Genomic DNA, 12,164 nt, shown 5'->3' on the forward strand with positions numbered 1-12,164 from the left:
CCTTGGTGTGCTTGTCTACCATGAAACATCCCGCGCCATGCCCCGAGTCCCGGATACCGGGCTTTCGCCCCGAGGGTGCCGCGCCGCGCTACCCGAACAGGAAGAAGCCGAGCGTCACCAGCGGCAGGTACGCGAGGAAGGCCACCAGGAGGAAGCCGAGGATGTCCTTGAACTCCAGCCGGGCCACCGCCAGGAGCGGCAGCGCCCAGAAGGGCTGGATGAGGTCGGTGGCCATGTCGCCCCACGCGTACGCCAGCACCACCTTCTCCGGCGCCACGCCCAGCCGTCCCGCCGCATCCAGCAGGTAGGGCGCCTCGATGGCCCACTTGGAGCCGCCGGAGGGCACGAAGTAGTTCACCACGCCGCTGTAGAGGTAGACGATGGCGGGGAAGGTCTGCTGCGTGGACAGCGACACGAAGAGCTCCCCGATGCGGTCCGTGAGCCCCGTGGCCTTGAAGATGCCGTAGATGCCCGCGTACAGCGGGAACTGCAGCACGATGCCGTGCAGCACGCTCGCGGCCTCCTCACTGGCCTTGAGCAGCCGTGCGGGCGTGCCGTGCAGCAGCACCGCCAGCGTGAGGAAGGTGAAGTTCACCACGTTGAGGTTGAGCGCCTTCCAGCCGCCGTGCAGCCACAGGTGCCGCGCGAACCACAAAAGGCCCAGCACGCCGAAGACGGCGTTGAGCAGCCACGCGTGATCCAACCACTCCGCGGGGCTCAGCTTCCCCTGGGGCTTCTGGGGCGGGACGAAGTCACCCAGCTTCTCCAGCACCGCGGGCTCCACGCGCACGGTGCGCTCGGGGGACGGGTGCAGCGCCCACGCGAGCAGCGTGAGCAGCGCCACCGCGGCCAGCGTAAGCCCCACGTTGAAGGGGGAGAAGAGCGTCCGGTCGATGGGGATGACCCCCAGTTGCTTCTCCAGGAAGTGCCCCGGCGTCGCCACCAGCAGCGGCGCGGAGGCGGACAGGCCCGCGTGCCACGTGGCGCCCAGGCCGAAGTAGGCGCACGCCACCAGCAGCCGGTAGTCCACATCTGGACGTCTGCGCGCGATGAAGCGCACCAGCATGGCGCTGGCGACGAGCGACAGGCCCCAGTTGAAGTACGCGAGCGCCATGGACACCGCCGCCATCAGCGCGGTGGCGCTCCGGGGGCTCTTCGGCAGCCGCGCCACCCACTCCAGCAGGGCCTTCACCGGGGCGGTGAGCGCGAGCAGGTAGCCGGTGAACATCACCAGGGCCATCTGCATGGAGAAGGTGAGCAGCTCCCAGAAGCCTCCGCCCCACGCGTCCAGCACCACCGGCGGCGTGGCGCCCACCCAGCCCAGGGCCAGCGCCATGGTGAGCAGGGTGAGCAGCACCGCGATGGCGAAGGCGCTGGGGACGAAGCGCGCGGAGAAGCGTCCCAGGCCTTCGGCGAACCGGACGAGGGTTTCCACGGTGTGAGGGCTCCAGGCGTTCAGGGGGCCCCGGCGTGAAACTCCCAGGGCGACACCCCGGGTTTTACGGTATGAGCGGTCGCCATGTCCCCTAGCGAGCAGCACCCGCCCGCCTTCGAACGCATCGCGACAGGCGTTCCTGGACTGGATCCCATCCTGGGCGGTGGCCTGGTGGCTTCAGGTGTCTACATCGTGGTGGGCGAGCCCGGCGCGGGGAAGACCATCTTCGCCAACCAGCTGTGCTACTCGCAGGCCCGACAGGGCACGCGGTGCCTGTACGTGACGCTCCTGGCGGAGTCGCACTCGCGCATGCTGGCGAACCTGCGCAGCATGGCGTTCTTCGACGCCGCCCAGCTGCCCCAGCGCATCTACTACGTCAGCGGCTTCCGCATGCTGGAGGAGCAGGGGCTGCCGGGCCTGCTGGAGCTCTTGCGCCGGGAGATGCGCAATCACGGCGCGGGCATCCTGGTGCTGGACGGCCTGGTGCAGGCGCAGGAGGCCGCGGGCAGCAGCCGCGACTTCAAGAAGTTCATCCACGAGCTCCAGGTGTCCGCCGGCCTGTCGCGCTTCACCGCGCTGCTGCTCACCAGCAGCGTGGGCCCCACCGTGCACCCGGAATACACCATGGTGGACGGCATCCTGGAGCTGCGCGAGCGCACCGCGGCCATGCGTTCGTGGCGCGAGTTGCAGGTGCGCAAGTTCCGCGGCAGCGCCAGCCTCAACGGCGCGCACCACTTCCGCATCTCCGAGGCGGGCCTGGAGGTCTTCCCCCGCCTGGAGACGATGGTCAGCCGCTCGCAGCCGCCGGACTGGGGCACGCAGCGCGTGAGGTTCGGCGTGCCCACGCTGGACGCCATGATTCCGGAGGGCTTCGCCGCCGCGTCCACCACGCTGGTGATGGGGCCTCCGGGCTGCGGGAAGACCATCCTCGGCGTCAGCCACCTGGCGGAAGGGCTGCGCCTGGGCGAGCCCTGCCTGATGGTGAGCTTCTACGAGGGGCCGGACCGGCTGCTGCACAAGGCGGCCAACGTGGGGCTGTCCCTGGGCAGCGCGGTGAAGGACGGCCGGCTGGTGCTCCAGTGGAACATGCCCGCCGAGTGCAACCTGGACCTGGTGGCGCACACGCTGCTGGAGGACGTGCGCAGACGCGGCGTGAAGCGCCTGTTCGTGGACGGCCTGAGCGCCATGGTGGAGACCACCCATGAGCCGGCGCGCATCAGCCCCTTCTTCGCCGCGCTCACCCAGGAATTGCGACGCCACGGGGTGACGACCGTCTTCACGCTGGAGACGCCGCGCCTCTTCGGCCCGGACATGGATGTCCCCCTGGGCACCGGCCTGTCTGGCGTGGCGGAGAACCTGCTGTTCATGCGCCACCTGGAGCTCAATGGCCGCCTGCGGCGGCTGCTCTCCATCTTCAAGCTGCGGGACGCGGACTACGACCCGACGCTGCGCGAGTTCCTCATCACCAACCAGGGAATCGAGATCCAGCCGCCCTTCCAGCCGTCGCCCGAGTTGCTGCTCACCGGCATCGCCCGCTTCCCGGGCAACCACTCCTGACCTCAAGAGGCTCCGTGGTTCCCGCGACCGAGACAGTGCTGGTGGTGGACGACGAACAGGGCATCCTGGAGGCGCTCGCGGACCTGCTGCGCGAGGAGGGCTACCGCGTGCTCACGGCGTCCCATGGCCGCGAGGCCCTGGAGCGCATGGCGGAGGTGAAGCCGGACCTGGTGCTCACGGACTGGATGATGCCGGTGCTGGACGGCCCCGCGCTCATCGCGCGCATCGAGCAGGACCCGTCGCTGCGCCACATCCCCGTGCTGGGCATGAGCGCCGTGGACGTCAACGGCCTCAAGCGCCTGCACCCGGGCATGGAGTTCCTCCAGAAGCCGTTCGACATCCGGGCCCTGATGAAGCAGGTGCGCCGGGCCCTGGACGCGAACCCCCGCGTCCGGGGAGGGTGAAGCGCACCGCCCGCGTGCCCGGAGGGTCCGCCATGTTCCACCTGCTCAAGCTGGGTCCCGTGCCCCTCTCCGTGGGCACCACCGGCGTCTACCTGTGCATTGGCGAGTCGGGCGACCCGTCCGCCCCCGTCTTCGAACAGACGGACCTCGCCGGCGTGCGCGCCCTCATCGCCGGCCTGGAGCCGTCCCAGGTGTCCTGCGAGCCCGCCCTGGCGGACGCCGCTGGCGAGCTGGGCCTGGCCGTGGCGCCTCCGTCCCCAGCGGCGCTCTCCGCCCGGGCGGCCATCGCCACCTTCCTCGCGTGGGGCCAGATGGGCGTGTCCGGGCTGGGCAGTGACAAGGCGCTGCTCTTCGTCCAGGCCGCCACCGAGTTCTGGGACGCGCAGCCCTGGACGCACTGGGACGACAGCCAGGCCTTCACCGTGGACGTGACAGGCGCGCACGAGCACACCTACGAGGGCTGCGTCTTCCACGGCGAGGACGAGGGCCCCTCGGGCCTGGCCCTCTACCTGTCCCCCGGTTCACTGGGGCGGCTGCTGGAGCTCCAGGTGCACGGCGCGGACAAGGAGGCGCAGGCCCTGCCCGCCATCACCGTGTCACTGGAGGCCCGCCCCACCTACGCGGTGGACGCGCTGTCCGCCGCCGGCCGCGCGCCCCGGCTGCCCCTGCCCGTGAAGGCCGGCCCCCAGGGGCTGTCCGTCCCCTCCAGCCTGGAGTCCCTCATCCTGGTGGCCGCCCTGCGCGCCGTGGCCCGCCTGTCGCCGTCCCAGCCGGAGGCCCTGAGCAGCATGGTGGCCGGCGACGCCCGCATGGACGTCCGCGTCCGCGCCCCCGCCCCTCGCGTCCGCAACTAGGCGGAATCAGAAGCCCCCTGTCGTGACGCACCCTGACCGGCCAGACGGCCGGGCTCGTGTGAGGCTGTGAACAACCGCCCCCACCGAAAAGGTTGATTCACAAAGTATCTGGGTCCATAGGTGGAGACGTGACTGACGCCGGCCTCACACCACGGGTCCAGCGCTTCCTCACGACGCACATCGATTCCATCGAGAAGCTGGAGGTGCTCCTCCTGCTTCGCGCCCGGACGGAGCGGGCGTGGACGGCGCCGGCGGTGGCCCTGGAACTGCGCATCACCGAAGCTTCCGCGGCCCGCCGTATGGCGGAGCTGAAGACGGGAGGGCTGCTTCTCCAGGATGGGGTAGCGGAGGACGCCTACCGCTTCAGCCCCGGCCGCTCGGAGGACGTGCAGGCCACGGCGGAGCTGGCGGCGGCGTACTCGGCGCGCCGGGTGAGTGTGATTTCGTTCATCTTCTCACGCCCCATGGACCGGGTGAGAGGCTTCGCGGACGCGTTCGTGCTCAAGCAGGACCGGGACAAGGACGGCGACGGACATGGCTGAGGCGGTCTACATCCTGTGTGCGTTGACGAGCGCGGCGTGCGCGACGCTGCTGCTGAGGGCCTGGCGGCGCACGCGCGGCAAGCTGCTGCTCTACAGCGGCCTGTGCTTCGCGGTCTTCACGCTGAACAACGTGCTGCTCTTCGTGGACCTGGTGCTCATCCCCGAAGGGGACCTGTCGTTGGCGCGCACCGGTACCTCGCTCGTGGGCGCCGGCGTGCTGCTCTTCGGCCTCATCTGGGACGTGTCCTAGGGGGGGACACCATGTTCAAGATCCTGCTCGATGGCGCGGTGATGATGGCGTACCTGGCGTGCGCCCTCTTCTTCCTGCGCTTCTATCTCCAGTCGAAGGACCGGCTGTTCGCGCTGTTCTCGCTGGCCTTCACGCTGATGGGTGTCCACAACCTGCTGGGCGCGCTGCTGGCGCCCACCCTGGACGCCGAGCGCATCCACTACCTGTACGTCGTCCGCCTGATGGCCTACCTGCTCATCCTGGGAGCCATCTGGGACAAGAACCGCGCGGGGCGTAGCACGCGGTGAGATGCTGTTTTCATGACCACGACATCGCTTCCCCGCTTCACCGCGCGCCGCATGCTCGGACGCACGGGCTTCACCGCGACGGCGGTGGGCATTGGCGACCTGGCGGACCGCACGGTGCCTCGCGAGGAATTGGTCGCCACGCTCGCGCGGGCGCTGGACGCGGGGCTCAACGTCATCGACACGGCGCCCGGCTACGAGGACGGCCTGAGCGAGGAGGTGGTGGGCGAGGCGCTGCGCGGCCGGCGTGAGGGCGTGTTCGTCATCGACAAGGTGGACGAACTGGACGCGCCGGTGGCGCCGCAGGTGGAGGCATCCCTGCGGCGGCTGGGCCTGCCGTCGGTGGACCTGTTCGCGCTGCACGCGGTGAAGTCGCTGGCGCAGTGGGAGGAGCTGGCCCGGCCGGGCGGCGCGCTGGAGCAGTTGGAGGCGTGCGTGGCGAAGGGGCAGGCGCGCTTCAAGGGCATCTCCTGCCACCACCCGGACGCGCTGGTGGCGGCGGTGCGCTCCGGGCGGTGCGACGTGGTGATGTTCCCGCTGGGGCCGTTCGTGGACGCGCGCTACGTGCAGGAGGTGCTGCCCCTGGCGCGGGAGAAGGGCGTGGGCGTGGTGTCCTTCAAGACGTTCGGCGCGGGCAAGCTGCTGGGCGACACGGAGGGCTACGGCCGGCCGCTCCAGGCGCGCCCGCGCGGCAAGGTCAGCTCCGGTGGAGAGGCGCCAGGCACGCCGGTGCTGCCGCACCTGTCGGTGGCGGAGTGCGTGCGGTACACGCTCACGTTGGATCCAGACGTGATGTTGATGGGGATGGGCTTCCCGAACGAACAGGACGCCGCGCTCCAGGCTGCTTCGGCCTTCCGGCCCCTGGACGCCGCGGGGATGCAGGCGGTGCGGGAGCGCGCGCACGCCGCCATCCAGGGGAAGGGGGCGGTGTGGTGGAACCCCCCTTCACCCGACGTGGCGGCGGGCTGAGGCGCGGCGCGCAGGCGGGTTGTCTGCAGGACACTCGCCTGGAATCCGGTGGGCCTGGAGGCTTGTGGCCCCAGGGGGACCGTCATTATCGGAGCGTCCCATTGGTGAGGCGTCATCCCCGTGACGCCGTGGCCCGCGCTCCATGCCCGAACCGTCCATCGAGCCTTCGACCGAGCCTGCCGTCGAGACACCGCCGCCGTCGGCCGTGACGGCGAACGACGCGGCCTCCGTGTCCGCGAGTGGAGACGGGGCCGTCGCACCGAAGCCGGAGTCCATGGAGGTCATGCCGGCCGTCACGCGCGAGGCCAACGTCGTGGAGACGCTCGCGCCCGGAGCCCTGGCGGGTGCGCGCGAGGCGTCCTCCGGGGAGGAGGGCCGCTTCGCGTTCCTGGCCCGCGCGGGCGAGGTGCTGTCGTCATCGCTGGACGAGCCCACGGTGCTGCGCCAGCTGGCGGAGCTGGTGGTGCCGCGACTGGCGGACTGGTGCGCGGTGGACCTGGTCACGCCGTCCCGCACGGTGCGCCGGGCCGCGGCGCACCGTGACCCCGCGCTCGTGCCTTCCGTGTATGCCATCGCCGAGCGCTGGGCCCTCCAGGAGAACGGCTCCTGGGGCGTGGCCCAGGTGTTGGACACCGGCCAGCCCCGCCTCATCCGGGAGGTGCCCGAAGAGGCGTTCCTTGAGATGGCCCGGGGCAACGAGGCCCTGAAAGACACGTGGCACCTGGGCTGCCGCTCCGTGATGCTGGTGCCATTGGTGACGCGGGGGCGGGTGCTGGGATGTCTGTCATTGATGTCCGCCACGGCCGGCCGCTATGGCGAATGCGACCTGGAGCTGGCGCGCGAGCTGGCCCGCCGGGCCGCGCTGTCCCTGGACAACGCGCTCCTGTATGGCGAGGCCCGCCAGGCCCAGGCGCGCACGGCGCGGTTGCAGGCCGTGACGGCGGCCCTGTCCCGCGCGGCCACCGAGGACGCGGTGGCGCAGGTGCTGGCGCGCGAGGTGTGGGAGGCGAGCGGCGCCACGCGCGTCGCGGTGCTGGCGCTGGAGGAGGACGGCCTCATGCGCCCGCTGCGCGTCCTGGGCTACCCGGAAGACGCGCTGGCGTCGTTCAGCCGGCCCGCGAGCGGGGTGGCTCCGGACATCCGGCGCGAAGCGGGGTGGTTCGATTCGCTGGAGCAGTTCATCGCGCGCTACCCGGAGAACGCGGAGCTCGCGCGCCGCCAGGGGCCGGGGGCCCGCGCGGTCGTGCCGCTGTGGGGTGAGACGCGCGTGCGGGGACTGCTGCTGCTCGCGTGGCCCGAGCCGCGCGTCTTCTCCGCATCGGAGCGCGCGTTCCTGGAGGCATTGGCGCACCAGTGCGCGCAGGCGCTGGAGCGGGCCGCGCTCTATGAGGCGCTGCGCGAGCGCACGGAGCGGCTGCGGCAGGCGCTGGTGACGGGCGACATGGGGACGTGGCGCCTGGACCTGGTTCGTGGCCGGGAGCTGCGCGACGCGGCGCTCAATCACATGCTGGGCCTGCCGGCGGTGGACTCGACGATGCCGGTGGGCGACATGCTGGAGCGGTTGCACCCGGAGGACCGGCCACACGTGACGGCGCAGTTCGAGCGCTACCAGCGCGAGGCCCCCGGCTTCTTCGAGCTGGAGGCCCGGGTCATCCACCCCGACGGCGGCGTGCGTTGGCTGCACAGCGTGGGGCAGTCCTTCGCCGGTCCGGACGGGAAGGTGACGGAGCTGACCGGCGCCATGGCGAACGTCACCCGGCGCAAGGAGGCCGAGGAGCGGCTGCAACTGCTGCTGGACGCGAGCCGCGTGCTGGCGCTGCGCCTGGACGACGTGGAGGAGGCGCTGCCGGAAGTTGCGCGGCTGGTGGTGGACCACGTGGCCACCGGCTGTCTGGTGGACCTGGCCGCGCCGGACGGAACCCTGCGGCGGGTGACGGCGGCCCACCGCGTGCCCGAGCAGGACGCCCGGCTCCACGCGGCCCTGGGCGGCACGGACCGGGGGCCCGCGCACCCGGCGCTCCAGTGCTTCCGCTCAGGGGAGGTCTGCTTCCTGTCACGCCTGGACTTCAAGCGCTGCGACGCCGTCTCCACGAGCGATTCGCACCGGGCACTGGTGGACCGCATGGCGCCCACGTCCGTGCTGTCGGTGCCGCTGCGCGCACGGGGCCGCACGCTGGGCGTCATCACGCTGTTCACCGCCGAGCCCCAGCGCACGCTGGTGGCCGCGGACGTGACGATGGCGGAGGAGCTGGCGCTGCGCTTGAGCGTGGCGCTGGAGAACGCGCGCCTGTTCCACGACGCCCAGTCCGCGGTGCGGCTGCGCGACGAGTTCCTCTCCGTGGCGAGCCACGAACTGAAGACGCCGCTCACCAGCCTCATCCTCCAGCACAACCTCATTGGCCGGGCGCTGGAGACCGCGGGCACGCCGGGGCTCGTGACGGGGAGGCTCAACACCGCGCAGCGGCAGGTGTTCCGGCTGACGGCGCTGGTGGACAACCTGCTGGACGTGAGCCGGCTGTCGCTGGGCAAGCTGTCGCTGGAGCGCGCGGAGGTGGACCTGGTGCAGTTGACGCGCGACGCGGTGGAGCGCCTGGAGGACGTGTTCACCCAGGCGCGGTGCCCGCTGAAGCTGGAGCTGCCGCGCACGCTGACGGGCCAGTGGGACGCGCTGCGGTTGGACCAGGTGCTGGTGAACCTGCTCACCAACGCGGCGAAGTACGGCGCGGGCCACCCGGTGTCGGTGCGCGCGGGCGTGGACGCGCAAGACGAGGCCTGGGTGGAGGTGCGCGACGAGGGCATCGGCATCGAAGCGGACGCGCTGCCGCGCCTCTTCGGCCGCTTCGAGCGCGCCGTGAGCGAGCGGCACTACGGCGGCATGGGCCTGGGGCTCTACATCAGCCGCCAGATTGTGGACGCGCTGGGCGGACGCATCGACGTGGACAGCCAGCCGGGGCAGGGCGCCACCTTCACGCTGCGGCTGCCCCGGAGCGCGGCGGAAGCGCGGCCCCCGCCTCCCCCGGAGATGTGAGGGAGGCGAGGAGCGCGGTCTTCAGTGCTGGGGTCCCCGGGGCGGGGGCCCTTCCTGTTCGAGCGCGCGGTACTCGTCGTCCGTGAACAGGCGTGAGCGGATGAGGAAGCGCACGCCTTCGGGGGCTTCGACGGAGAAGCCGCTGCCACGGCCGGGCACCACGTCCACGGTGAGGTGGGTGTGGCGCCAGAGCTCGAACTGCGGACCGGACATGTAGAAGGGCGTGCGGACGATGTCACCCAGGTACACGTCCTCCTGGCCCACGCGGAAGTCGCCGCGCGGGAAGCACATGGGCGCGCTGCCGTCGCAGCAGCCGCCGGACTGGTGGAAGAGGAGCGGACCGTGGAGGCCCTGCATCTTGTGGATGAGGGCCTCGGCGGCCGGCGTGACCTCGACGCGCGGCACGGACATGGGGCGGCCTAGAAGAAGCCCATGGGCTTCGGGTCGTAGCTGACGAGCAGGTTCTTCGTCTGCTGGTAGTGATTGAGCATCATCTTGTGCGTCTCGCGGCCGATGCCGGACTGCTTGTAGCCGCCGAACGCCGCGTGCGCGGGGTACAGGTGGTAGCAGTTCACCCAGACGCGGCCCGCCTGGATGCCACGGCCCATGCGGTACGCGGTGCTGTTGTTACGCGTCCACACGCCGGCGCCCAGGCCGTAGAGCGTGTCATTGGCCAGTGCGAGCGCGTCCTCGGCGTCCTTGAACTTCGCCACCGCGACGACGGGGCCGAAGATCTCCTCCTGGAACACGCGCATCTTGTTGTGGCCCTCGAAGATGGTGGGCTCCACGTAGAAGCCCTCCGCCAGCGCGCCGGACAGCGACTTGCGCCCACCGCCGGTGAGCACCTTCGCGCCCTCCTTCTTGCCGATGTCCAGGTAGCTGAGGATCTTCTCCAGCTGATCATTGGACGCCTGCGCGCCAATCTGCGTGTTGGTGTCCAGGGGGTTGCCCTGCACGATGCGCTTGGTGCGCTCCACCGCCTTGGCGATGAACTCGTCGTAGAAGCGCTCGGCCACGAGCGAGCGGGACGGGCAGGTGCACACCTCGCCCTGGTTGAGGGCGAACATGGCGAAGCCCTCCAGCGCCTTCTGGGCGAAGTCGTCGTCCTTGGCGAAGACGTCCTCGAAGAAGATGTTGGGGGACTTGCCGCCCAGCTCCAGGGTGACGGGGATGATGTTCTCGGAGGCGTACTGCATGATGAGGCGGCCGGTGGTCGTCTCACCCGTGAAGGCGATCTTCGCGATGCGCTTGTTGCTGGCGAGCGGCTTGCCGGCCTCGATGCCGAAGCCGTTCACGATGTTGAGCACGCCGGGCGGAAGCAGGTCGCCCACCAGCTCCGCGAACTTGAGGATGGTGACGGGGGTCTGCTCCGCGGGCTTGAGCACCACGCAGTTGCCCGCGGCCAGCGCGGGGGCCAGCTTCCACGCGGCCATGAGCAGCGGGAAGTTCCACGGGATGATCTGCCCCACGACGCCGAGCGGCTCCGTGAAGTGGTAGGCGACGGTGTTGTCATCCAACTGGCTGAGCGAGCCTTCCTGCGCGCGGATACAACCGGCGAAGTAGCGGAAGTGGTCGATGGCGAGCGGCAGGTCCGCGGCGAGCGTCTCGCGGATGGGCTTGCCGTTGTCCCACGTCTCGGAGACGGCGAGCATCTCCAGGTTCTGCTCCATGCGGTCGGCGATCTTCAGCAGGATGTTGGCCCGCTCGCCGGCGGCGGTGCGGCCCCACGCGTCCTTCGCCTTGTGCGCGGCGTCGAGCGCCTTCTCGATGTCCTCCGCCGTGGAGCGGGGAATCTCGCAGAAGGGGCGGCCGGTGACGGGGCTGATGTTCTCGAAGTACTGGCCCTTCACGGGCGGGACGAACTCACCGCCGATGTAGTTGCCGTAACGGCTCTTGTACTCGACCTTGCTGCCCTTCTGACCCGGAGCTTCATAGACCTTCGACATGGGGACTCCCTGCGTTGGGTTTTGACGCACTCTTGGGGGTTTGACGCGGAACAGACCATAGGCAGGTAACGCTCCGCGTTATGCGCGCGGGACCCGATGTAAATGTTTGTTAATGGTTGATCGCTGAATCAGTCACTCGGGCGTGATGCGAGCGGGCGGGCAGGGTGCCCTTGCTGCCTTTCGGCATGTCTTCCACCTCAAGAGGTGGGGGCACGTCATGCAAATGTTTCGAGACCGCGTCGACGCCGGCCGTGCATTGGGCCAACGGCTCCGCGTCCTGCTCGGCGGAGGCGGTGACCTGTTGGTGTTGGCGCTGCCGCGCGGCGGTGTACCGGTGGGGTTCGAGGTCGCTCGGATCCTCGGGGTGCCACTGGATGTGTTCGTGGTGCGCAAGCTCGGCACGCCGGGGCACGAGGAGCTGGCCATGGGGGCCATCGCCACGGGCGGCGTCACGGTCCTCAACGCGGGCGTCGTGCGAAGGCTGGGCATTCCCCAGTCGGCCATCGCGGCGGCGGCGGAGCGTGAGGCGCGGGAGCTGATCCGCAGGGAGCATCTCTTCCGCGAGGGCAGGCCTCCCGCGCGGATTGAAGGGCGGACGGTGGTCCTGGTGGATGACGGGCTGGCCACGGGCTCCACCATGCGGGCGGCGCTCCGGGCGCTTCGTCAGAAGCATCCCGCGCGCATCGTGGTGGGCGTGCCGGTGGGCGCGCCGGAGACGTGCGCGGAGTTCGAGCGGGAGGCGGACGCGGTCGTCTGCGTCCACACCCCGGCGCCGTTCTTCGCGGTGGGCCAGTGGTTCGAGGACTTCACGCAGACCACCGACGACGAGGTGCGCGAGCTGCTGGCGCGCGCGGCGCACGGCGAAGGGGCTGCCCCGAGTCCGGCGGAGGGTTGA

12 protein-coding genes are annotated in these 12,164 nt (G+C 70.6%); 9 read left to right on the forward strand and 3 right to left on the reverse strand.

What is annotated here, in order from left to right; all coding sequences use genetic code 11:
* Positions 1 to 88: 88 nt before the first annotated feature.
* A complete protein-coding gene (locus ACX114_RS03030) occupies positions 89 to 1,435 on the reverse strand; it encodes a short-chain fatty acid transporter (protein ID WP_459294512.1) in 1,347 nt (448 codons plus the stop codon).
* Between the two features lie 84 nt (positions 1,436 to 1,519).
* On the opposite strand from ACX114_RS03030, the gene ACX114_RS03035 reads away from it, so the two are divergent.
* From ACX114_RS03035 to ACX114_RS03070, 8 genes are all read left to right on the forward strand, one after another.
* Positions 1,520 to 2,992, forward strand: coding sequence for an ATPase domain-containing protein (locus ACX114_RS03035; protein ID WP_459294514.1), 1,473 nt, complete (start codon positions 1,520 to 1,522; stop codon positions 2,990 to 2,992).
* 14 nt (positions 2,993 to 3,006) lie between these two features.
* Positions 3,007 to 3,396: a response regulator gene (locus ACX114_RS03040; protein WP_459294516.1), complete on the forward strand. Its 390-nt coding sequence runs from the start codon at positions 3,007 to 3,009 to the stop codon at positions 3,394 to 3,396.
* A 32-nt stretch (positions 3,397 to 3,428) separates the two neighbouring features.
* Positions 3,429 to 4,250, forward strand: coding sequence for a hypothetical protein (locus ACX114_RS03045; RefSeq protein WP_459294518.1), 822 nt, complete (start codon positions 3,429 to 3,431; stop codon positions 4,248 to 4,250).
* A gap of 128 nt (positions 4,251 to 4,378) precedes the next feature.
* Complete coding sequence (locus ACX114_RS03050) at positions 4,379 to 4,792, forward strand: hypothetical protein (protein WP_459294520.1); 414 nt, start codon at positions 4,379 to 4,381, stop codon at positions 4,790 to 4,792.
* A complete protein-coding gene (locus ACX114_RS03055) occupies positions 4,785 to 5,042 on the forward strand; it encodes a DUF5985 family protein (RefSeq protein ID WP_459294522.1) in 258 nt (85 codons plus the stop codon). The genes ACX114_RS03050 and ACX114_RS03055 overlap by 8 nt, the downstream gene beginning before the upstream one ends.
* 11 nt (positions 5,043 to 5,053) lie before the next feature.
* Positions 5,054 to 5,329 (forward strand): DUF5985 family protein, encoded by a 276-nt coding sequence (locus ACX114_RS03060; protein WP_459294524.1) that lies wholly within the window; start codon positions 5,054 to 5,056, stop codon positions 5,327 to 5,329.
* Between the two features lie 12 nt (positions 5,330 to 5,341).
* Positions 5,342 to 6,295 (forward strand): aldo/keto reductase, encoded by a 954-nt coding sequence (locus ACX114_RS03065; protein ID WP_459294526.1) that lies wholly within the window; start codon positions 5,342 to 5,344, stop codon positions 6,293 to 6,295.
* Between the two features lie 142 nt (positions 6,296 to 6,437).
* On the forward strand, positions 6,438 to 9,323 hold the full coding sequence (locus ACX114_RS03070) for a sensor histidine kinase (RefSeq protein ID WP_459294528.1): 2,886 nt from the start codon (positions 6,438 to 6,440) through the stop codon (positions 9,321 to 9,323).
* 21 nt (positions 9,324 to 9,344) lie between these two features.
* On the opposite strand, the gene ACX114_RS03075 is transcribed toward ACX114_RS03070, so the two are convergent.
* Both ACX114_RS03075 and adh read right to left on the reverse strand, forming a co-directional pair.
* On the reverse strand, positions 9,345 to 9,734 hold the full coding sequence (locus tag ACX114_RS03075; RefSeq protein WP_459294530.1) for a DUF779 domain-containing protein: 390 nt from the start codon (positions 9,732 to 9,734) through the stop codon (positions 9,345 to 9,347).
* An 8-nt stretch (positions 9,735 to 9,742) separates the two neighbouring features.
* A complete protein-coding gene (gene adh / locus ACX114_RS03080; protein WP_459294532.1) occupies positions 9,743 to 11,269 on the reverse strand; it encodes an aldehyde dehydrogenase in 1,527 nt (508 codons plus the stop codon).
* Positions 11,270 to 11,486: 217 nt separating this feature from the next.
* Between adh and ACX114_RS03085 the strand changes: the two genes are divergently transcribed.
* Positions 11,487 to 12,164 carry a phosphoribosyltransferase gene (locus tag ACX114_RS03085; RefSeq protein ID WP_459294534.1) on the forward strand — a complete coding sequence of 226 codons (678 nt, stop codon included), beginning with the start codon at positions 11,487 to 11,489 and terminating at the stop codon, positions 12,162 to 12,164.

This window comes from Corallococcus sp. M7 (assembly GCF_054512695.1).